17 protein-coding genes and 1 tRNA gene are annotated in these 22,298 nt (G+C 59.8%); 10 read left to right on the top strand and 8 right to left on the bottom strand.

Translation table 11 applies throughout. From position 1 onward, the window contains the following. The first annotated feature begins 107 nt into the window (after positions 1 to 107). Genes IG629_RS17485 through IG629_RS17500 form a run of 4 tightly spaced genes read left to right on the top strand, consistent with a single transcriptional unit; the run spans position 108 to position 4,478 of the window. Positions 108 to 1,463 (top strand): hemolysin family protein, encoded by a 1,356-nt coding sequence (locus IG629_RS17485; RefSeq protein WP_193173210.1) that lies wholly within the window; start codon positions 108 to 110, stop codon positions 1,461 to 1,463. Positions 1,464 to 1,512: 49 nt separating this feature from the next. Then, positions 1,513 to 2,331, top strand: coding sequence for a mechanosensitive ion channel family protein (locus IG629_RS17490; RefSeq protein WP_193173211.1), 819 nt, complete (start codon positions 1,513 to 1,515; stop codon positions 2,329 to 2,331). A gap of 3 nt (positions 2,332 to 2,334) precedes the next feature. After that, positions 2,335 to 3,186, top strand: coding sequence for a magnesium transporter (locus tag IG629_RS17495; protein WP_193173212.1), 852 nt, complete (start codon positions 2,335 to 2,337; stop codon positions 3,184 to 3,186). Continuing rightward, on the top strand, positions 3,183 to 4,478 hold the full coding sequence (locus IG629_RS17500; RefSeq protein WP_193173213.1) for a magnesium transporter: 1,296 nt from the start codon (positions 3,183 to 3,185) through the stop codon (positions 4,476 to 4,478). Before IG629_RS17495 ends, IG629_RS17500 begins: the two co-directional genes overlap by 4 nt. A gap of 61 nt (positions 4,479 to 4,539) precedes the next feature. Here IG629_RS17500 and IG629_RS17505 read toward each other — a convergent pair whose 3' ends face one another. The 4 genes from IG629_RS17505 to aceA form a co-directional block, all read right to left on the bottom strand. Continuing rightward, positions 4,540 to 5,160: a hypothetical protein gene (locus tag IG629_RS17505; RefSeq protein ID WP_193173214.1), complete on the bottom strand. Its 621-nt coding sequence runs from the start codon at positions 5,158 to 5,160 to the stop codon at positions 4,540 to 4,542. Between the two features lie 254 nt (positions 5,161 to 5,414). After that, positions 5,415 to 5,490: transfer RNA gene (locus IG629_RS17510), tRNA-Ile, on the bottom strand. 208 nt (positions 5,491 to 5,698) lie between these two features. After that, positions 5,699 to 5,896: a DUF4170 domain-containing protein gene (locus IG629_RS17515; RefSeq protein WP_193173215.1), complete on the bottom strand. Its 198-nt coding sequence runs from the start codon at positions 5,894 to 5,896 to the stop codon at positions 5,699 to 5,701. A 90-nt stretch (positions 5,897 to 5,986) separates the two neighbouring features. Further along, positions 5,987 to 7,291 carry an isocitrate lyase gene (gene aceA, locus IG629_RS17520; RefSeq protein ID WP_193173216.1) on the bottom strand — a complete coding sequence of 435 codons (1,305 nt, stop codon included), beginning with the start codon at positions 7,289 to 7,291 and terminating at the stop codon, positions 5,987 to 5,989. Positions 7,292 to 7,551: 260 nt separating this feature from the next. Here aceA and IG629_RS17525 point away from each other — a divergent pair, with 260 nt between their 5' ends. The 3 genes from IG629_RS17525 (at position 7,552) to IG629_RS17535 (ending at position 11,079) form a co-directional block, all read left to right on the top strand. Then, a complete protein-coding gene (locus IG629_RS17525; RefSeq protein WP_193173217.1) occupies positions 7,552 to 8,988 on the top strand; it encodes a helix-turn-helix domain-containing protein in 1,437 nt (478 codons plus the stop codon). Between the two features lie 186 nt (positions 8,989 to 9,174). After that, positions 9,175 to 9,999, top strand: coding sequence for a UDP-2,3-diacylglucosamine diphosphatase (locus tag IG629_RS17530; protein WP_319025120.1), 825 nt, complete (start codon positions 9,175 to 9,177; stop codon positions 9,997 to 9,999). Between the two features lie 51 nt (positions 10,000 to 10,050). After that, positions 10,051 to 11,079 carry a glycosyltransferase family 4 protein gene (locus IG629_RS17535; protein WP_193173218.1) on the top strand — a complete coding sequence of 343 codons (1,029 nt, stop codon included), beginning with the start codon at positions 10,051 to 10,053 and terminating at the stop codon, positions 11,077 to 11,079. 8 nt (positions 11,080 to 11,087) lie between these two features. On the opposite strand, the gene IG629_RS17540 is transcribed toward IG629_RS17535, so the two are convergent. Continuing rightward, the gene (locus tag IG629_RS17540) at positions 11,088 to 12,623 is read right to left on the bottom strand and encodes a B12-binding domain-containing radical SAM protein (protein WP_193173219.1); all 1,536 of its coding nucleotides are present in this window, start codon (positions 12,621 to 12,623) and stop codon (positions 11,088 to 11,090) included. Positions 12,624 to 12,771: 148 nt separating this feature from the next. Here IG629_RS17540 and IG629_RS17545 point away from each other — a divergent pair, with 148 nt between their 5' ends. The 3 genes from IG629_RS17545 (at position 12,772) to IG629_RS17555 (ending at position 17,423) form a co-directional block, all read left to right on the top strand. Continuing rightward, positions 12,772 to 13,881 carry a cyclic nucleotide-binding domain-containing protein gene (locus IG629_RS17545; RefSeq protein ID WP_193173220.1) on the top strand — a complete coding sequence of 370 codons (1,110 nt, stop codon included), beginning with the start codon at positions 12,772 to 12,774 and terminating at the stop codon, positions 13,879 to 13,881. A gap of 231 nt (positions 13,882 to 14,112) precedes the next feature. Beyond that, positions 14,113 to 15,228 (top strand): substrate-binding domain-containing protein, encoded by a 1,116-nt coding sequence (locus tag IG629_RS17550; protein ID WP_193173221.1) that lies wholly within the window; start codon positions 14,113 to 14,115, stop codon positions 15,226 to 15,228. Positions 15,229 to 15,236: 8 nt separating this feature from the next. After that, positions 15,237 to 17,423: a sensor histidine kinase gene (locus IG629_RS17555; protein ID WP_193173222.1), complete on the top strand. Its 2,187-nt coding sequence runs from the start codon at positions 15,237 to 15,239 to the stop codon at positions 17,421 to 17,423. 87 nt (positions 17,424 to 17,510) lie between these two features. Here the strand turns inward: IG629_RS17555 and rpoD are convergent, their stop codons facing one another. From rpoD to IG629_RS17570, 3 genes are all read right to left on the bottom strand, one after another. Next, positions 17,511 to 19,616: an RNA polymerase sigma factor RpoD gene (gene rpoD / locus IG629_RS17560; RefSeq protein WP_193173223.1), complete on the bottom strand. Its 2,106-nt coding sequence runs from the start codon at positions 19,614 to 19,616 to the stop codon at positions 17,511 to 17,513. A 59-nt stretch (positions 19,617 to 19,675) separates the two neighbouring features. Further along, positions 19,676 to 21,529 carry a DNA primase gene (gene dnaG, locus IG629_RS17565; protein ID WP_193173224.1) on the bottom strand — a complete coding sequence of 618 codons (1,854 nt, stop codon included), beginning with the start codon at positions 21,527 to 21,529 and terminating at the stop codon, positions 19,676 to 19,678. Between the two features lie 110 nt (positions 21,530 to 21,639). Further along, positions 21,640 to 22,095 carry a GatB/YqeY domain-containing protein gene (locus IG629_RS17570; RefSeq protein ID WP_193173225.1) on the bottom strand — a complete coding sequence of 152 codons (456 nt, stop codon included), beginning with the start codon at positions 22,093 to 22,095 and terminating at the stop codon, positions 21,640 to 21,642. Between the last annotated feature and the right edge of the window lie 203 nt (positions 22,096 to 22,298).

Consider the following 22,298-nt stretch of genomic DNA (forward strand, 5'->3'; position numbering starts at 1 on the left):
CGGAACCTAAAATATAAATTTTATTCGCTATAGCAAATATTTTTTTGACTAAAGCGAATATTTTTATATATTCCGCCGATCAATCAAAGAGATTTCGGAGAGCCGAATTGAACTCGTTTTACGTGCAACTTCTTGCAATCACTGCGCTTCTGGCCGCGAACGCCTTCTTTGTCGCCGCCGAGTTCGCACTCGTTTCAGCACGGCATTTCCGGATCGAGACCCGGGCAAAGGGCGGCAGCAATGCGGCCCGGATGACCCTGCGGATCAAAGAAAACATCGACGCCTATCTGTCCGCCTGCCAGCTCGGCATCACCATGGCCTCGCTCGGTCTCGGCTGGCTTGGCGAGCCGGCGGTCGCCGCGATCCTGGAGCCCTTGCTTGAGCCTCTCCATCTTTCGGATGCAACCCTGCACACGATCTCTTTCGTGATCGGCTTTGTCGTCTTCTCGTCCCTGCATATCGTCATTGGCGAGCAGGTCCCGAAGACCTATGCGATCCGCAAGGCTGTCCCGGTCTCGATACTTCTGTCCTATCCGCTGCACTGGTTTTACATCGCCATCTTCCCTCTTAGCTGGGCGCTGAACTGGGCGTCGATCTCGCTCCTGCGCCTGATGGGCGTGAAGGAAGCCAGCCACGCGGAAGTTCTGACTAGCGACGAGTTGAAAGGCCTGATCCATGTGTCAGCGGAACACGGAGAGGTCGAGGCGGAGCGTGCAACCATGCTGCACAACCTGTTTCACTTCGACGAGCGCACCGTCGAGGGCGTGATGATTCCGCGGACCGAAACCAGGGTTCTGCGGACAGAAGCAAGCGCGGCCGAGAATCTGGAAACCATCCGCAAATCCCAGTATTCGCGGTTCCCGATTGTCAGCGACGGTCACGACAACCTGATCGGCATCATCCTTGTCCGCGACCTGGTGAACGCCATGGTCGATGGGCAAAAGGCTCCCTGGGAAGACCTCAAACCCTATTGCCGCGAGCCCCTCGTGGTACCGGAGTCCCTGCGAGTTTCCACCCTCTTCGAAATGATGCGCACCAGCCGGGCGCATATGGCGTGCGTCATTGACGAGTACGGCTCCTTCGTCGGCATCGTCACGCTTGAGGATCTGCTGGAGGAAATCGTCGGCGAAATTGCAGACGAGACCGACAAGGTCGAGCAGGAATTCTCGATTGTCTGGAAAGCCGACCACTGGGATGCCCACGGCCTTGCCTCGCTGGTCGATTTCGAGCGTGAAACCGGGTTCGTCGGAAGCGACGAGTACGAAGTCAACACGGTCTCCGGCCTGATCATGAGCCTGCTCGGACGCATTCCGCGCGCGAAAGACATCGTTGAGCTGGATGGCTTCCGCTTCACCGTCCTTGAAATGAAGGACCGTCGGATAGAGCGCGTCCGCATCGCCCGGATCGGCGATGAGACCGCTCCCGCAGAGGAAAACCACAGCGACGGCGAGGCGAAGCACTAACAAACCACAACAAAGCTGCACGTGAACAATCCGAACAAGGAGAAGCACCATGCTTGAACATGCAGAACCCATCGTTTCCGGACTGAAGCAGATTGTAGATTCTCTTATTGAACTGCTACCGGCGCTGCTCAGCGCCGCTCTGCTTCTTGTCATTGGCTGGCTGGTAGCCCGCACCGTGCGGGCAATCACCCTTCGATCAGCCAAAACCCTGAACCGGGGCGCACAGGCTATCGGGCTCGGCGGCCTGGTCCGGACGATCGGAGCCGAAGGCTCGACGACGAAGGTCCTGGCGAGCGTGTTCTACTGGCTTGTCATCCTGTTCTTCCTGACCTCGGCCACGAATGTGCTGGGCCTGACGGTTTTCAGCGGCTGGCTTGAACAGCTTGTCACCTACCTGCCACAGATCCTCTCCGGCGCCCTGATCATCTTCGCAGGGGTCATTCTCGCCAATATCGCGCGCGACGCCCTGATCGCTGCCCTGCCCGGTGTTCCCGAGCAGCAGCGCAACCTGCTCGGCCGGCTGGTACAGGGATTGACCGTCGTGGTGCTGGTCGTTGTCGGTCTGGATCAGATCGGCATCGACATCACCATCATCATCACCATTCTGTCCGTCGCCGTCGCAGCCCTGCTTGGCGGTCTCTCCCTCGCCTTCAGCCTCGGCGCGCGCACCTTCGTCAGCAACGTGATCGGCTCCCATTACCTCGACCGCGATTTCAGTGTCGGGCAGAAGATCCGTTTCGCCGAGGTGGAGGGCGCCATTGCCGAGATCACGGCAACCACGGTGATCCTCGAAACAAGCGACGGCCGCCTGATCATACCGGCGCACCGGTTCGCGGAGGAGACAACGCTCATCCGGACGGGGGACTGAACCATGACGGATTTCAAGTTCCTTGCCACCGAGTTGCTGAAGCAGCATCCGACCGAAGCTGCCTCCATCCTCGAAAAACACGATTCCGAGCAGATCGCGACATTCGCGAAATCCCTCGGCGAGGATGAAGCAACCGGGCTGTTCATGGCCCTGTCATCGCAGGCCGCAGCCGCAAGCCTGCGTCATTTCAGCGAGCAGGACGCCGTAGCCATCCTCGGCAACATGCCCCGCCGTGAGGCGAGCGACATCCTGCGCCGAACCCCGCGGAAGCGGCGCGAGACTTACCTTGCGAGAATGCCGGCGGCGACACGCCTGCAGCTCGAAGTGGTGTTGCATCAGCCGGCCCACAGGGTCGGCGCCTATACCGACAGCGACCTTGTCACTGTCACGCCCGGAACGACTGTCGAGACGACCCGCAGGCGCTTGCGCTCCGTGGAAAGCCCCGTCGCCATCATCTTCCTCGTAAACGACAAGCAGCAGCTTCTCGGCAGCTTTCCGGTCGGGCGGCTCTTTTCCGCCAAGGGATCGGAAGCCGTCGAGACTCTCGCCGATATGACCCGGCAGTCGCTTGGCGTCAGAACGACACTGGAAGACGCACTGGAAAGCCCCGACTGGCTGAAGACAGACGTCCTCGGCGTCGTGGACCGGCAGGACAAACTTGTCGGCAGCGTGCGTTACTCCAGCCTTCGCCAGGCCAGCGAACCGGTCGTGGTGCAAGAGGAAACAGAGACGGGCGGCGACTACATGAGGGTTGCCGACAACCTTTATGTCGGGCTCGCCGAGGTTCTGCTCACGACCATCCCGAAACCGAGGGCCAATCGCACCCGGAATACAAATGAGGGAGATGCAAAATGACGGATTGCGCACAAGCTCTGGCAAGCCATTACCTGACCGCCTATCCGAACGAAGCCGCCCGAACCATCGACACGCTGCCGGAGGCGGCGGTCACAGATTTGCTGACGTCGCTCGAGCCGCCCCAGATCGTTCCCGTTCTGAACGCCCTGCCGGCAATGCTGGCAACGCCCGTACTGATGGCGATGCCTAAAGCCATCCGCAAGGCGGTGATTGAAAAGGCTGACCGGAACCGGGCTGTCCCCCTGCTCGGACAGATGAGCAAGGAGCAGCGCGAGGGCCTGTATGCGGAGCTCCCGGCCGCGCTTTCCGCCGAACTCCGCATGATGCTCGAATATCCGGACGGTACTGCCGGGCGTTTGATGGACACGGTGGTTTTCAGCCTGCCAGGCGACACCACGGTCGAGCGGGCGCTAGAACTCCTGCGGCAGCGCGATCCGGAACGGGTGCATTTCATCAAGTTGCTCGACAACGAGAATCGGCTTTCGAGCCTGGTCGACGTGCGCCAGCTTGCGTTCAGCGCTCCGGAAACCCGCCTCACGGAGATTTCCCGAGCGGTCGTCGATGTCGTCAGCCCGATGGACCCGCGCGAGGACGTCGTGCGCAAGTTCGAAGAACACGACATGGAGGAGCTGCCGGTCATTGACGTGGACGGCCGGATCCTTGGCCTGATCCGCCACAGCGCACTGGTTGGCGCCCTGAAGACGGAATCCACCCTCGACATCCAGACCATGGTCGGTGTCAGCAAGGACGAACGGGCCCTGTCACCGAGCTGGTTCGCCCTGCGCAAGCGCATGCCCTGGATGCAGATCAACCTGCTGACAGCCTTCCTGGCGGCGTCTGTCGTCGGACTGTTCGAAAACACCATCGCGACCTTCACCGCACTCGCCGTCCTGCTCCCGGTTGTCGCCGGACAATCGGGCAATGCGGGCGCTCAGGCCCTTGCCGTCACGATGCGCGGCCTGGCTCTGCGCGAGATCACTATCGGGCAGTGGTTCAGGGTCTTGAGAAAAGAGCTGAATGTCGGCTTCTGGAACGGCCTTGCGATCGCCCTCACCTGCGGTATCGGCGTGTTCTTCTGGAGCGGCAGCATCGGCCTCGTGCTGGTTATCGCGCTCTCCATGGTCATTGCCATGGTGGCCGCCGGCATCGCAGGCGCCCTGGTCCCGATTGTCCTGTCACGCCTCGGGCAGGATCCGGCCGTTGCCTCGTCGATCATCCTGACCACGGTCACCGACGTCGCCGGCTTCTTCTCGTTCCTCGGCATTGCCACGATCCTGTCGGGAATGCTGTGATCGAGATTCGCGCGAAGCCCAAAGGCCGACAATCAGGCAAGCCTGGTTGTCGGTCCTTGCTTCAGCCCTCCGGGCCGGGCTTATCCGGTCTGTTTTCTGGAGTTTTCCTGACCTTGTCGCGCAGGTTTTCGAGCTGCGCACGAAAGCCCTCGGCATCGCCATATTCCACGAAATTCCTGTAGCGCGGATGGCGTGTGCGCACGCGCAGCGCATGCTTGATCGGACACCAGTACTGCTCCGAGCGGCTGGCAACTTCGCGTGCGAGGGCGATGACCCCGTTCGCGTAGCCGCAGTACCAGCAGTTCAGTTTTTCAATCCCATTGAGATAGCTCAGACGGTGGCGGTCAACGATCACATGGTCCGAGCGCTTCACCCGCTCCATCCCCCACGCGGTGAAGCAGACGAGTTGAAAGATCCAGACCCCGAGATCCAGAAGGGCGATCGGTATGATCAGCCCGTAGACAGCCGGGGCTACGATCAGGCTTGCCAGCGGCGATCGCTTCAAAAACGTGACGAGGCTGGTTTTCAGCAACTTGTGTTGACGGTTGACGCTATCTTCGAAGACAGCGCGCCCCTCTTCCACGCGGTAGCGAAACTGGTCACGTTGCGCCTCCAGCTTACGCTCGAGTTCATCTTCCAGACGCACCAGGCGCCGGACCAGATCGTCGATCTCATCTTCCATCGTGATACCTTTCCCAGCAATCCTATCGCTTGACGACATCTTGGTGCTGGGAACAAGGCATCCCATCGCCCGATCTGTTCGATCCTACACGACAAGAACGCCAACATCTTGGTTTCAATGACGAACATGAAACAGGACCTGTGAACCGCAGAGACCGATCTTCATCATTGTCAGGAAAGCTTCAGCGCCTCGACCCTGTCGCGGCGTAACTGATTCCGAAGCGCCGTTGAAATCGGCAACCGGTTTTTGAAAGGTGGTGGGCCCGGAGGGATTCGAACCCCCGACAACACCGTTATGAGCGGTGCGTTCTAACCGCTGAACTACAGGCCCTATTCCGGCGGAAAGCACGGGACAGGTGTTATGCGCACCGATGGCGGTGCCGTCAACCAGCCAGCGCACTCCGGACCGGACAGAGCATAAAAAAAGCCCGGCCGTCGAGGGCCGGGCAGTCAGGCTTTATCGGACCCCCGATCGGATAACCGATCAAGAAATGATCCGAGCCGCCAGGGATTGATCCGTCTGGTGGTTGGCGCCCGGCTCAGCTGGCGGCGCCTTCCTGCACGATGGTGTAGCGCGCTGTGCAAATGCTGCGGGTCTCGCTGGCGATGCGGTCCCAGACCTGCCGGGCTTCACCCTGATCGCCGAACGGGCCGAACATACGTTCGGTGCCGTCGATCAGCTGGCTGAAGCGGGTGTCGGTATATTCCCCGCCGATGACCCAAAACCGATTGCTCATTCTCTCTCTCCTTCTGCTCTGCCGGTTGTCCGGGAGCCGGCGGACGGAAATGGGTGGTGCCCGTCCGCCGGCCCCAAACCTCCCGGACCTTTATTCCGCTGCCGTACGGGCGGCTTCCTCGTCTTCGTAGAACTGGGCTTCCTCGGTGGAGCCGGTCAGCGCCGTGGTCGAGGAGGCATCGCCCTTGATCGCGGTTGCCACTGCGTCGAAATACCCGGTGCCAACCTCACGCTGATGCTTGGTCGCGCTGTAGCCTTTGGCTTCGGCGGCGAATTCCGCATCCTGCAACTCCGAATAGGCCGCCATGCCCCGGTCGCGGTAGCCGGAGGCCAGCTCGAACATGCCGTAGTTGAGGGAGTGGAAACCGGCCAGGGTGACGAACTGGTACTTGTAGCCCATGGCGCCGATCTCGCGCTGGAAGCGGGCGATATCGTCCTTGTCGAGATTGGCCGTCCAGTTGAAGGACGGTGAGCAGTTATAGGCCAGCATCTGGTCCGGGAATTCCTTGCGGATGGCTTCGGCAAAGCGCTTGCACTGCTCCAGGTCCGGGGTCGAGGTTTCCATCCAGAGCAGGTCGGAATAGGGCGCATAGGCCAGCGAACGGGCGACGCAGCGCTCGAAGCTGGTGCCGTCCTTCAGACGGAAGAAGCCTTCGGCAGTCCGCTCACCGGTCAGGAACGGGCGGTCCCGTTCATCCACGTCGCTGGTGACCAGCTTGGCGCTTTCGGCATCGGTACGGCAGATCACCAGCGTCGGCACGCCCTCTACATCGGCGGCGAGACGGGCCGCGTTCAGGGTGTTGATGTGCTGCTGCGTCGGCACCAGCACCTTGCCGCCCATATGGCCGCACTTCTTTTCGGAGGCGAGCTGGTCCTCGAAATGGACCGCCGCGGCGCCGGCATCGATATAGGCCCGGGTCAGCTCATAAGCGTTCAGCGCCCCACCGAAACCGGCCTCGCAATCGGCGATGATCGGCAGCATCCAGTCGGTGTTGTCGTCGCCTTCCAGATGATGGATCTGGTCGGTCCGCAGCAGGGAGTTGTTGATCTTGCGAGCCAGCTCCGGGCCACTGTTTGCCGGATAGAGGCTCTGGTCCGGATACATGGAACCGGCGACATTAGCGTCCGCCGCGACCTGCCAGCCGGAAAGGTATACCGCCTTCAGGCCTGCCTTCGCCATCTGCACCGCCTGGCCGCCGGTGACGGCGCCAAGGGAATGCACAAAATCTTCCTCATGGATGCTCTTCCAGAGCCGCTCCGCGCCCTTGCGGGCAAGGCTGTGCTCGATACGGACGGTGCCGCGCAGACGCTCCACATCTTCCCGGCTGTAATCGCGCTTCACATTGTCGAAGCGACCGGACGCGGTGGATGTCAGATTTTCGAAGTCCTGGGACATGGATGCTCTCCTCAATTGCGCGGCACTGCCGCTTTCCTCCGGATCGATGCCGGGCCTCTCGCCCGATGTGCACCGCAACACTGAGAAGACCGTGCAACGCAAAACAGAAAGCGTCCATAAGCTATTGAAAGTAAAAAGGTAAATCTGTCAAAGCTGTAAAATTAAATCAGCCTGTTTTGAAAATCATGAAAATCATTGTGCAGGCGCGAAAGAACCATAAGGTGGAAGAAAGCCCGCTAATCATAATGAAGGAACAGGGCATGGAGGGACTTGACCGCAAGGCGATGCTGGGGCCGAAGATCCGCCGTTTCCGAAGCGATCTCGGCATGAGCCAGACGGAAATGGCCGGCGAGATCGGCATCTCACCGAGCTATCTGAACCTGATCGAGCACAATCAGCGGCCGGTCACGGTCCCGCTGTTGTTCAAGCTGGGACAGGCCTTCGAGCTGGATCTGAAACAGTTCGCCGAGGACGACGACGCCAAGACCGTCGCCGAACTCGTCGAGGTGTTCGGCGATCCGCTGTTCCGGGACCAGCCCGTGCGCCCGGCCGAACTGCAGGAATTCGCCGCCCGCTCCCCGAACGCGGCCCAGGCCATGCTGCGACTTTACCAGGCCTATCGACAGGTCTGGGAGAACGCCCGCGCAGGCTCCGCCACCGCCGGACGTGACCCTTTGCCCGATCCGGGTCAGCCGCTTTCCCCGGTCGAGGCCGTGCGTGACATGCACCAGCGCGAGGCAAATCATTTTCCGGAACTGGAGGACGCGGCAGAAACGCTCTGGCGGGAGGCCGGACTGGAGCGCAACGATTTGTTCCGGGGGCTTGCCGAGCATCTTTCCCGGCAGGAAGGCATCGCGGTCAAGGTGATGCCGGTCCATGTCATGACCGACACGCTCAGGCGCTACGATGCACATGGCCGCCGCATCCTGCTGTCGGAAGCGCTTCTTGTGTCGGGGCGCTGTTTTCAGCTCGCCTCCCAGATCGCCGCGCTGGCCCATCACGAGTTGATCGAGAGCATTATCGACCGGCTGGAGCCGGCGGATGCGGAAACCCGAAACCTGCTGTTCGTGGCGCTCTGCAATTATTTCGCCGGCGCGGTGCTCATGCCTTATGAGGATTTCCGCAGCTCCGCTCAGGAACTGCGGCACGATCTCGAACTGTTGCGCCGCCGCTTCGGTGCCAGTTTCGAGCAGGTCGCACATCGGCTGACCACGCTGCAGCGCGCTGGCGCCCGGGGTATTCCGTTTTTCTTCATCCGGGTCGATGCCGCCGGCAATGTTTCAAAGCGGCTCAATGGCGGCGGCTTCCAGTTCGCCCGCTATGGCGGCACCTGCCCGCGCTGGGTGGTGCACGAGGCCTTCCGCACGCCCGGGCAAGTGCATACGCAGATCGCCCGCATGCCGGACGAAACCACTTTCTTCACCATCGCCCGCACGCTGGACAGCGCTGGCGGCTGGCACGAACAGCTGCAACCGCAATTCGCCGTCGGCCTTGGCTGCGAGATCAGGGATGCGAAACATCTGGTCTATGCGGATGGGCTGGACCTGCCGAAAGCGACCGGCGCCACACCGGTCGGCGTCAGCTGCCGGCTGTGCGAGCGGCTCGATTGCAGCCAACGCGCCTACCCGCCGCTAAACCGGACGATCCGTGCGGATCAGCATATGAAGAAGGCATCGGCCTTTACGTTCGAGAACTGAGCCAGGGCACCGAACGCGGCGAGCTGGCGGCCCGCACTCCGGACCAAGGCACTGTGACCAAAAACACACCGGGAACTCACATCCTTTCCGGACGGTGGCTCCTCTACCCTGCGGCGGGTTATGGTAGGAGCCAATCAACCATAAACACCGCAAAGCAATTGCGGCCGACCCTGAACAGGCAAGCATGTGACAGCAGCCCCGCCCCCTACCCGGCACCGGAAGTTCCGCGCCATCTTCATCTCGGATATCCACCTGGGAACCCGGCATTGCCAGGCTGAATTATTTACCGAGTTCATGAACAAGCATGAGTCAGACCGGATCTATCTGATCGGCGATATCGTCGATGGCTGGCGGCTCAAGAAGTCATGGTACTGGCCCCAGTCTCACGAAAACGCAGTTCAATTGGTGTTGAGAAAAGCGAAAACCGGCGCAGAGGTTTGCTACATCCCCGGGAACCATGACGAGTTCGTCCGGCGGTATGCAGGCCGCAGGATCGACGGGGTGGAGATACGCGATCATGTGATCCATACGACGGCGAATGGCCGCCGCTATCTGGTAACGCACGGCGACCAGTACGACGTGGTGATCCAGAACGCCAAATGGCTGGCCTATCTCGGGGACTGTTTCTACGAGTTCGCCCTCTGGACAAACACCTGGCTGAACTGGGTGCGCGGGCATATGGGGCTGAAATACTGGTCGTTGGGCGCCTTCGCGAAACGCCATGTGAAGAGCTTCGTCAACATCATCAGCGACTTCGAGGCCGTGGTCGCGGAAGAGGTCCGGGACCAGGAGCTGGACGGTGTGATCTGCGGTCATATCCATCACGCCATGAGCCGGGAGATGAACGGTATTCACTACGTCAATACCGGCGACTGGGTCGAAAGCTGCACAGCGGTCGTCGAGCATCATGACGGCACCCTGGAAGTGCTCTATTGGGAAGAGCTGTCGCAGGAGCTGGAGCGTTATTCCGGGATCGCGCTCGATCCGGAATATGATAAACGGGCTTCGTAAGACTCCAGGGTGACGCCCCCCAGCATCGGTGATGTGCTTTAGGATTGAGATATGACGTCGATACTCATCGTCACGGATGCCTGGCTTCCGCAGGTCAACGGCGTCGTCCGTTCTCTGGAATGGACGGCACGGGAGCTGAAGAAAATGGGTGTCCGGGTAGAGTTTCTATCGCCGCAGGAATTCGTGACCATCCCGTGCCCGACCTACCCTGACATCCGGCTCTCCCTGACACATCGCCGTGCCGTTCAGCGACGCATGGCCGCCTATGGATGCGAGCATCTGCATATCGCGACAGAAGGCCCGCTCGGATTGCTGGCGGCCTCCGCCGCTCGGCGCATGGGGATGTCCTACACAACCGGGTATCACACGCGGTTTCCGGAATATGTGGAGGCACGCTGGCCGCTTCCGGTCTCCTGGTTCTATGCCTGGTTCCGCAGGTTCCATAATTTCGGCGCCGGCTGCATGGTCGCGACGGAAACGCTGCGAGCAGATCTTGAGAGCCGGGGCTTCCGGAATCTGAAGATGTGGTCCCGCGGGGTGGATGCTGATCTGTTCCGACCGACCGAAGCCTCCGTGCTGCCGCCGGACCTGCCGCGGCCGATCTTCATCAATGTCGGACGCGTTTCGGTCGAGAAGAACATCAAGGCCTTCCTGGATCTGGATCTGCCCGGCTCGAAAGTCATCGTCGGTGACGGCCCGCAGCTGGCCAGCCTTCGCGAGGAATATCCGGAAGCCTATTTCACGGGCGCGAAATCCGGAGAAGATCTCGCCAGGCACTTTGCCAGCGCCGACGTCTTCGTCTTTCCCTCGCTGACGGACACGTTCGGGCTGGTACTGCTTGAAGCGCTGGCCTGCGGTGTTCCGGTTGCCGCCTATCCGGTCATGGGGCCCCGCGATGTCATCGGCGATAGTGGTGCCGGCATTCTCTCCGAAGACCTGCGCCAGGCCGCCCTCGATGCCTTGAAGATCCCGGCTGACCGTTGTCGCGCCTGGGCCCTCAAATACAGCTGGGCATCCTGCACGCAGCAATTTCTGGATAATGCCGTAGCGGCTCAAACGTCACAGGAAACCGGGCTTTAGCCGGAGCTTTACCCGGCCAGCGCGACCGGGGTGGTTTTTTCCCGTGCCTTCAGAAGCTCTTCCGTCAGCCCGCCCCCGGCATCGGTGATCCGCAGCGGCTCGAAACACTTCTCGAACTGCGACGGCAGCGGGACCAGCGGCGTGTAGGCTGAGCGCAGGCCATCGCTCATCGCACAATAGGTCAGTGGCGGTTCTTTGCGCGATTGGCTCATCTGCCTCAAGTTGCCCAGGTTAATTCTACCGCCGAAGCGGTGCAGCGGGCGGATCATCGCCAGCGCCGTCTGATCCAAGTCGAAATGCCTGCGCCAATGCCAGGCGTGTTTGACCGTATGGCGGGCCAGGGCGCGTTTACGGCCCTTGAACTGCATGAGGTCGGCGACAAAGGGCACGACTTTCTCAAGCGGCTCCTTCGGCCATTCGACGACCTTTTGCCCGTCCATATCGCTGAGCAGAAGATTGGGCATCAGACGGCCGGCCCGAGCCGCATCGTCGAAATACGGGGTTCCAAGAATCGGAATGGTCAGAGACAGCAGTCCCGGCAGGGGAATGGTCGGATCCTCCAGCACCGCGTTCAACTGGCTGTCCACATCGGCGATGGTCTGCTGGGAAAAATCGACGATCATTCCATAGTCGAAGAACATGCCGTTCTCGGCGCATAGTTTCGTCAATGCGCGCGGGTCCGACGTCAGGCTCTGCTTCTTGTTGAAGGATCTGAGAACTTCGGGATCAAAAGATTCCACGCCGGAAAAAATACCCTTGCAGCCATTCCTGGCCATCAGTTCGACATTTTCCGGATGCTTGAAAAAATCCCCTGTGACCAGAGCGCCCCACCCACGGAACTGCCCTTGTCGCCAGCGCTCTCCGATCAGCTCAACGCGTCGCTCGAAACTTTGCCGGTCGTTGCCGTAGAAATTGTTGTCCAGAACCATGACACCCAGCACGCGCTTCATGGCGTCGAGCTGACTTGTGATGGATTGTTCCGAGTGGGACACGAATTTCCGCCCCTCCCCGGTGAGGGAGCAGAACGAGCAGGCGAAATTGCAGTTCTTCGTCGTCTCCAGATATCCAACACCCATCGACGGCACAGCGAGATCGAACCGCGGCGCAGTGCTCTCGGAAACGTAGTCGGATCCCCACAGATCTTCGATTACCTGCGGTATTTCCTCCACGTCGCCCTGGCAGGCGTAGTCGAAACTCTCGGCGCAGATACTGGGCAGTGCGCGGGCAATCGGGCCGCCGATCACCGTGACGACCGCGGGGTTGGCGTTTCTGAAATAAGCGGAAAGCTGATGCGCCCGGTCGAAGGCTGCCGTCAGGCCGGTGAAAATGACGAGGTCGGGCCAGTCGAACAACCGCGTATCCAGCAGCGCCCCATGAAACACCTCGTCCCAGACCCGCACGTTACACAGATCGGCATTGAAATGGCCGGCCAGATAGTACGGCGCCATCGCTCGCGGGATGAACCAACGCGTGGGCGTCGATGACCGCCACGGGTCGAAATAGGCATTGATGATCAGAACATTCTGTTTTCTTTTCAAGCGCATACCCAAATTTCAGATCGACATTCGGAAAGCCCGATCGTGGCAGGTTATTCAACTCTCGCGGTTTGGTCTGTGGCATTGTCCAGTTGACAATCACCGCCACGATGAGCGGATATCCCTCCTCGCTTCACGAACTTGATCAAAGGTCTTCATGGAAGACGCATCCCTGAACATTGCTCAAACCCTGAGCGCGCACCCTACTTTCGCAAATCTCGGCCCGGAGACCATACAAGCGATCGCCTCCGTTTCAAGAATGACGGAAGCCTCGCCGGGCGAGCTGATTGTTCAGGAAGGCGATGAAAAAACGGATCTTTTTCTGTTCGTGTCAGGCTCTGCCGATGCTGTCAGGGAGTCCAGTGACGGAGACTCCGTCATTCTCAACTCGATCGCTGCCGGAGACTGTATCGGCGAGTTGGCATTCCTCGATGGCGGTAGCCGGTCTGCATCCGTCCGGGCGACGACGCCCTGCACGCTGATCATGATCCCGGCGGACGCCCTGCGAAACGCCGCAAATGCATCGGCAGTCATCGGTGAGCTGAAAGGCGCGCTTGCATCGGTCGTTGTCAAACGGGCGCGCAGCCTCAGCGATGAAATGCTCGCTTCGCTTCGGAAGCAGCTTGAGATCAAGACGATCCAGAATCAGTTCGGATACTTTCTGATCTTCACCATCGCGATCTACATGATCTCGACGACGCTGTTCTATCTGGTTGCCGAAGATTACGTGAAGGACATCTACGACCCCGGCTTTTCCTGGCAGACCGTCGTCTTTCTGGCCATTCCGTGCCTGCTCATTATACGGATGATGCGTATTCCGCTGGCCGATCTGGGGATCAGGCGGGAAGGATTGTGGCGATCGTTCCGAGAGACGATTGTCATCTGCGTGCTGATCACCATTCCGGTGGCTGTCTACCTTGTCTGGTTCAAGCCGGAAACGTCAGGAAACGCGCCCGGCGCAAACGTCGATATGTTTTTCCTCGTGCAGTATTTTCTGCATACGGTCGTTCAGGAAGTCGGCTCGCGCGGTCTTCTACAGGGGTTGTTCCAGAAATTTCTCGACGACACCAAAGGCCACCGCGCCGTGCTGTTGACGAGCACGATTTTCGCATCGCTCCACCTGACATTCGGTGTCGATGCCGTCGCAATCACGTTCTTTGCCAGCATCATTTTCGGCTACGTGTATTTGCGGCAGAAGAACCTGCTCGGCGTTACCCTCCTTCACTATTGGCTTGGCGTTCTGGCGGCAGTCGCGGTTGCTTTTTAAGATCCCGCCTTCGTCACGAATGAAGTGAATTCTGTCGTGCCGCTTCCGTGGCCTCACGCCGCGGAAGCGGCGACCGGATTTACGAGGCCAGCAAACGGAAAGCGCCCTGGCCGCCAGAACCTTGTAACGCCAAGTTGTATGCAGCACGCGTGAAGCGTGCGTTAGTCTGAGCTCTCATGTAAAGTAACGTGAAAAGCAGGCCCGTGGACCGGCATCCATAAGGAGCTATGCGTGAGGAAGCTTCTAAAAGTACTGGTACTGGCTGCAGCAATTATTCCAGGTACCTTTGGTCCAGCGACGGTTTCGGCGCAAGGCGATCCACGATTTATCGAACTGGATGCCTTTTTCAGCGCGAATCCGGATGAACTGGGTAAGTCAGAGACTTTTGCGCGATGGATTCAGGAAGCGGCGCGCCCTCTCAAAATACCGGTCAAGACACCCGTTACCATCCACATCATCTATCCCGGCCTGCAGCAGTCGGATTACTGGCGCCGCAGCGTCAAATCCTTCACTGCCCGCATGGACGAAATCGGAATCCCGCACAAAGTCACGTCGCTTTTCACCAAGAGCGCGGAAGATCTTCGCTTGCAAGAGCAGGCCATCGGGGAAGTGCTCCGGCAAAAGCCGGACTTCCTCATCTTCACGCTCGACGCCCTGAGGCACAAGGGAATGATCTCCCGGGTGCTGGCTTCCCGAGACACGAAAGTGATCTTGCAGAACATCACCACGCCGCTGACTGACCTCGGCCCGCCATCGCCTCTGCTCTATGTCGGTTTCGATCATGGCGTCGGTTCAAGAATGCTTGCAGACGCACATATCGCGCGGGCAGGCAAGAAAGCGCGGTACGCTATTTTTTACGGGCCCGTGGGTTATGTCAGCAAGATGCGTGGAGGAACCTTCAAGCGGAGAATATCCGCTCTCACCGACTACCAGCTCGTCGCGGAATACTATGTCGGTTTCGACCGCGCGCAGGCACGCAGGGCCGCGCTCGATCTTTTCAGGATAGAAAAGGATCTCAGCTTTGTTTTTGCCGCCTCGACTGACATCGCGCACGGCATCACGGATGCCCTGGACGAGTTGGGGCTTCTCGGCACCGTCAAGGTGAACGGCTGGGGCGGTGGCAGCAGTGAGCTTACTGCCATACGGAATCACGAGATCGATTTCACGGTAATGCGGATGAATGACGACAATGGCATCGCCATGGCCGAGGCGATCAGGATGACTCTGGAAGATGAAATACAGGAGATCCCCCAGGTCTTCTCCGGTGCTTTCTCCATGGTGGATCAAACGACCTCCGACGAAACGCTGGAGACACTGGTCGACCAAGCGTTCCGGTACTCGAGGTAGCGCCTATCTTGACGCGCCCTGACTTTCGATATTCGACGATCATCGCCGCCGCTTCGTTCGGGGCGATGCTAGCTATTTCCGCCATTGTCGTATGGCTCGGCTTCTGGTTCACAAGCCAGACGCTCGATGCTGAGCTGGAGCGACGCCACCAGCATTACCGCCGGTTCACGGAACTCCATTTCCGAACCCAGCTCGGGCATCTGGAAAACTTTCTCCGCGTCCTGTCGCACAATGGCCTGCTGGTGGCCAGGCTGAGAGAAAAAAACAATAGTGCGGTCGAAGAACTGCTCGGCAACGCCTTCTTCGAGTTGGACAGTGGCGTACTCGATATTCTTTTCGTGGATCCCGGCGGCGGCGAACGGCTCATCGATGTCAGCTCCAGCCCTTACAACAGCGCCTCAATCGTCCGGGACGCAGCAGCTGGCCCACTGTCAGTAGCGCCACGGCTTCTGGTGGATCACACAGCGGATGACACGACCGTTGTCGCACTGGTCAGCGGCCTGCAGATCATCGACCCGACAAGCCGGGCAGTCACAGGACGGCTATTCGGCGGTGTTATCCTGAACGATAACCCACGCGTGCTTCGCGATCTCCTGAACGATACGGATCTCAAAGCCGTTGCCTTGCTGGTTGACGGCAAGATGATCTCGGAAATCTCGATGCGCAACGAGACCCGTGGGGCAGGCAGCGATGGAACGGAAATCGATATCGCTGAAACCGGGGAAAAAATCACCATACCGTTTTCCGTTACGGCTGATGGTCCGGATACAATTATCGAAGCAATCCGCTCGGGAAGTCCGACTGCCGATCTTCAGAAAACCTATTTGCAGCTGCTCCCCATCGTCATCGGCCTGATCGTAGTACTCGCCGCCATGCTCAGCGGGTTCATCAGGCTGGTGACCATGCGCTCGCTTTCCAAACTGTCGCACTATGCGGATGCCGTCGCGGCCACGATCGAGGGCGGCAGCCACATCCCGCATTTCCAGTCAGGCCCGATACGAGAATTCAACAGCCTCGGCGACACCATCGAACGTGTTTTCAGCGCGTTCCGGGAAAGCGAATATCGTGCGGAATCGGTGATCGACCGGGCACCGGCAGCGATTTTTGCCAAGGACCTGGACGGCCGATACATCATCGCCAATGCCGAATTCCTGTCCATTTTCGGTCTCCGGAAGGATCAGGTGATCGGAGTGGCGAACGAGGACCTGTTTCCAGGAGAGTTTGTTGAGGAGATAGCGGCCTTCGAGGCTTCGGCGGCGGACCGTGAAGACGGCATGGCTGTCGAACTGACCGCACCGACGGCGAACGGAGAAAGGGCCTTCCTCGGTGTCATATTCCCGCTCAGGGAGGATTCCGGCGCCATCTACGCCTACTGTACGATTCTTGCGGACATCACGGAACGAAAGAGGGCCGAGATCGGCCTCCGGCATGCCAAGGAAGAGGCCGAATTCGCCAATTCCGCAAAGACCAGTTTTCTTGCCGGCGTGAGCCACGAACTCCGGACTCCCCTGAACGCGATCATCGGATTTTCAGAGATGATCGTGAAAGAGGTGCTGGGGAAGATCGAAAACAGGAACTATGTCGAATATGCGGAACATATCCAGTCAAGCGGCAATCATCTCCTGAGCCTGATCGGCGACGTACTCGACCTCTCGGTCATCGAGGCCCGCGGAGAAGCGGTCCGCGAGGAAGCTCTCGACATTGAACAGCTGGGCGATGACTGCGTGAGAATGATTGCCGACAGAGCGGGTGCCGCCGGTATCGACGTCTCCACCGACATCAACCTGAAAGGCCATGCTCTGAAGGCAGATGCGCGGCGGATACGGCAGATCATCATCAATTTGCTGACCAACGCGGTTAAATTCACACCACGTGGCGGGCGCATCGAGTTGTCCGGTCAACTGCAAGAAGACGGCCGCGTCAGGTTGTCAGTCACCGACACCGGAAGCGGTATGGACGCGGCCACCAGGGCCCATGCCTTCGAGCCGTTCATGCAAGGCAGTTCAAGCATGGTGCGCAAGGCTGAAGGAGCGGGTCTCGGGCTGGCACTGGTCAAAAAGCTGACAGAACTGCACGAAGCGGAACTGGACTGCATCAGCGCCCCCGATGAAGGCACAACAATCTCGATCCTGTTCCCGGCGCAACGTTCCGTCGCAGCGCCGCCATACCAAGCCGTTCTGGAAGTCGGACAATGAAAAAGGCGGCGCCGTAACGGCACCGCCTTTTTTTAAACTGCCTTTGGATCGCCCACCCGACAGGATTTGTCCGGGTTGGGCTGAAGCTTAATAGTCCAGGAAGCTCCGGAGTTTCCGGGACCGGCTCGGATGCTTCAGCTTGCGCAGCGCCTTCGCCTCAATCTGGCGGATACGCTCGCGGGTCACACTGAACTGCTGGCCGACTTCCTCGAGGGTATGATCGGTGTTCATGCCGATGCCGAAGCGCATGCGCAGCACACGCTCCTCACGCGGGGTCAGGCTGGCGAGCACCCGGGTCGTGGTCTCGCGCAGGTTGGCCTGGATGGCCGCATCGAGCGGCTGCACCGCGTTCTTGTCCTCGATGAAGTCGCCGAGATGGCTGTCTTCCTCGTCGCCGATCGGCGTCTCGAGGCTGATCGGCTCCTTGGCGATCTTCAGGACCTTGCGAACCTTCTCCAGCGGCATGACCAGCTTTTCGGCCAGCTCTTCCGGGGTCGGCTCGCGGCCGATCTCGTGCAGCATTTGCCGCGAGGTGCGGACCAGCTTGTTGATCGTCTCGATCATGTGCACCGGGATACGAATGGTCCGCGCCTGGTCCGCGATGGACCGGGTGATGGCCTGCCGGATCCACCAGGTCGCATAGGTCGAGAACTTGTAACCACGGCGGTATTCGAACTTATCGACGGCCTTCATCAGGCCGATATTGCCTTCCTGGATCAGGTCCAGGAACTGCAGGCCGCGGTTCGTGTATTTCTTGGCGATGGAAATCACGAGACGCAGGTTCGCCTCGACCATTTCCTTCTTCGCCCGGCTCGCCTCGCGCTCGCCCTTCTGCACCGTCTGGACAATGCGGCGGAACTCACCGATGGGAAGTCCGGCATCCTCGGACACAGCCGCCATGCCGTCGCGGATCTTGGCGATTTCAAGCTCGTTGCGTTCAACGAACTTGCCCCAGCCCTTGCCGGAAAGGCCGCCAACCCGCTCGCCCCAGTCCGGAGCCAACTCGTTGCCGAAATGCTCCTTCAGAAACGCGGCGCGATCAACCCCGGCCTTTTCCGCCATCTTCAGCATGCGCATATCCATGCCGGTCAGATGCCGGTTGAGGTTATAGAGCTGCTCGACGAGCGCTTCGATACGCCCGTTATTGAGCCGGACGCCTTCCATCAGGTCGACCAGTTCTTCACGCAGCTTCTCGTAACGGCGCTCGCTCTGGGCGGTCAGTTCCTCGCCCTTCTGCAGACGCTGCAGGCGCTTGTCCTGCACCTTCTTCATCTTGCCGTAGGTGTCGGCAATCTGGTCGAAGGTTTCGAGCACCTGGGGCGTCAGGGCCGCTTCCATGGCGGAGAGAGACATATTGTTCTCTTCGGCATCATCCTCGTCGTCATCGTCGTCGGATTGCTCGCCGGAAGCGCGTTCCTCATCGGACTTGACCTCGCCGTCCTCAGCCTCGTCATCCTCGGACTCTGTATCGTCAGATGTGGCATCAGACGATTTGGCGGCGCCGTCTTCAGTTTTGCTCTCGTCCTCGTCGCCTTCGCCGTCGCCATCTTCGGAGTTTTCGCCATTGGTGTTGGCGTTAGCATTGGCATTGGCATTGGCGTTGGCATTAGCGTTGGCGCTGGCGCCTTCCGGAGTAGCACCATATGTCGCATCCAGATCGACGACGTCGCGCAGAAGAACCTTTTCCTCCTTCAGCGCGTCACGCCACTGGATCAGCGCCTTGATGGTCAGCGGGCTCTCGCAGATGCCGCCGATCATCATCTCGCGGCCAGCCTCGATCCGCTTGGCAATGGCGATTTCACCTTCGCGCGACAACAGCTCGACGCTGCCCATCTCGCGCAGATACATCCGGACCGGATCGTCCGTGCGGCCTACATCGTCATCGGCGACGTTACCGGCGACCGCCTTCTCGTCTTCAGCCTTGGTCTCGGTGCCGCTTTCTTCCTGTTCCTCGTTCTCGACGACATTGACGCCCATCTCGCTCAGAGCGGACATCACATCCTCGATCTGTTCGGAGGACATCTCCTCCTGGGGCAGTGCCGCGTTCACCTCGTCATAGGTGAGGTAGCCGCGCTCCTTGCCTTTTTTGATCAGGTTTTTGACAGTCTGATTGACATTGTCGATCAGCGGGCCGTCCGCGTTTTCCTCGCGGTCCCGGTTCTCGTCTTCGTTCGCCAGCGATTGCTTCGCCATTCGTTCGTCGACCTCTCCAAATGCGCTGTCGCCCCAACCGGAGGCGACCCGCCGTTATCTTATGACCGACCCATGTCGGTCTCTTCGAGTGCGGAGCTGGAATTTAGGGAAGCCAGCGCCGATCTTAGGGACGCCAACCGGTTCCAACTCGCCTCGCTAAATTCTTCCGCCACAGCCCGTTCGGCATCGACCAACTGTGCCTCTAGCTGAGGCTTTCCGATGCGAGCCAGCAATTCCGTCAGTCCCGCGCGTGCCTGAACAAGCGTCGCGCTGCGTCGCGCGAAAGCCGCGTGACCCAATGTCTCCCCACCAAGAAGCCCGTTGCAGGCATCCGACAACCCCAACCGCGTCAAATGGGAGATTAACCCCTCAGTGTCAAGACCCGAATCGGCGAGCGCAATCTCTATGATCTGCTGCCGCAGCTTGTCAAGGAAGGGATCGGCGAAGGAAAGCGCCCCTACAGTCTCGCCAAGCTCGTCGATCAGGCCGGGATGATTGATCAGGGCAGCGAGCACGATTTGCTGCTGCCGGTTCGCCATCACCGCCGGAATATGCGACCGGTTGCCCTGGACGAATGTCGTATTCTGATTGTACGGCTTGTATCCGCGTTTATCGCCACGCTTAAAATTATTTCCAGTCTCCCGACCCGCACGGCGCATCTCGCGGATCCGGTTCTCGACCATGTCCGCATAGCTTTCCTGCACCGTGCGCTCGCCGATCTCCTTGATACGGGCGCGCATCCGGGTCTGAAAATCGGCGATCCGTTCCGGCGTTGTCACCGGCTGGGCCGTCAGCTCCTGGCGCCAGATGAAATCCGACAGTGGCACGGCCGCGTCCAGCACATCGCGCATCGCTTTCGCCCCGTGCTGGCTGATCAGGTCGTCGGGGTCCTGTCCCTGGGGCAAGGTGACGAAACGCAACGAGTGACCCGGCTTCAGCATCGGCAACGCCCGGTCGGCGGCACGGGCGGCGGCACGCATGCCCGCCGTGTCCCCGTCGAAACAGACGATCGGCTCGTTCGCCAGTTTCCAGAGCTCGGCGATCTGGTCCTCGGTCAAAGCGGTGCCGAGCGGCGCGACGGCTTGTGGGAAGCCGCCCTGCGAAAGCGCGATCACGTCCATATAACCTTCGGCGACGACGATCTCTTCGGACTTGCGGGCCGCCTCGCGCGCCTGTGCGAGACCATAGAGCACACGCCCCTTATGAAAGACCGGCGTGTCCGGCGAATTCAGGTATTTCGGCTGACCATCCCCCAGAATGCGGCCGCCGAAGGCAATCACCCGGCCGCGCCGGTCAGTGATCGGAAACATCACCCGGCCGCGGAAGTAGTCGTAGGCGTCGCCGCCACCTTCCGGCTTGCGCAGCAATCCGGCCTCGACCAGCAAGGCTTCGTCTATGCCTTCCGCCTTCATCGACTGGGTCATCGCCGTCCGGCTGTCCGGTGCCCAGCCAAGACGGAAATGTTCGATGGTCTTGGCTGACAAGCCACGGCCCCGCAGATAGTCGAGCGCTTCCGCACCGCCCGGCCCTGCGAGCTTCTGCTCGAACCAGTTACAGGCATGCTCAAGGACATCGTGCAGGGTGTTGCGCTGCTTCGCCCTCTCACGTTCGGCGGGGGTCTCCTTGGGCACTTCGAGGCCAGCCATCTCCGCCAGCTTCTCGACAGCCTCGGGAAAGGCCATGCCCTCGTTTTCCATGACGAACTTTATGATGTCGCCATGCGCTCCGCAGGCGAAGCAGTGATAGAAGTTCTTGTCGTCGACAACGTTCATCGACGGCTTGCTGTCTGTATGAAAAGGGCAAAGCCCGATGAACTCGCGCCCGCGCCGCTGCAAGGTCACACGTCTGCCGACGACCTCGGAAACCGGTAGTCGGGTCCTCAATTCATCCAGGAATTGCGGCGGAAAGCTCATCGGACACAGCGCATTGTTCTGCCCTCGCGGAGCGGGTCAGGAATAGTGAACCTTGGAGACATTCCGGTCAAAAAAAATCCCGGATCGAGATTTACCGGGAAAGTACCCGGTCAGGCGAGCATCTGGCGGACAAGGCCGCTGGCCTTGGAGAAATCCATGCGGCCCGCATACTGCTCTTTCAGGGCTGCCATGGTGCGGCCCATATCCTTGAGCTCGCGGGCACCGATTTCCTGAACTACGGATTCGACCGCTTCTGTTATCTCGGCATCGCTCAGCTGCTGCGGCATGAAACGGCGGATGACTTCCATCTCGGCCTTTTCCTGCTCCGCAAGCTCCAGCCGGCCGCCTTCTTCGTACATCCGGATAGACTCGGTCCGCTGCTTCAGCATCGTCTGCAGCATGGACAGGATTTCATCTTCGCCGATGCCGTCCGACTGACCGTTTGTACGGCCGGCGATATCACGGTCTTTCAAAGCAGCCAAAATCAACCGGATGGTGCTGACTGCACACTGATCCTTGGATTTCAAAGCCTCTTTCAAGGCGTCACTGAATGCGGCGCGCAACATTTTTCCAAACTACCCCTAGCCTTATTCGCGGCGGGTTTCTGAAAAGACCGGCTCGCGAATTCGCCTACACCATCGACATCGCGGCGCAAAACGCAAGGCACATTTCTTAACTTATTGAATTTATTGAATTATACCGAAAACAAGCCTCTTGACCTGCGGCCCGGCTTTCTTTATCAAAGCGCCACCGAAGCGCCCGGCCTGGC

Origin of the sequence: Nisaea nitritireducens, assembly GCF_014904795.1 — a bacterium.
GTDB classification, from domain to species: Bacteria; Pseudomonadota; Alphaproteobacteria; order Thalassobaculales; family Thalassobaculaceae; genus Nisaea; species Nisaea nitritireducens.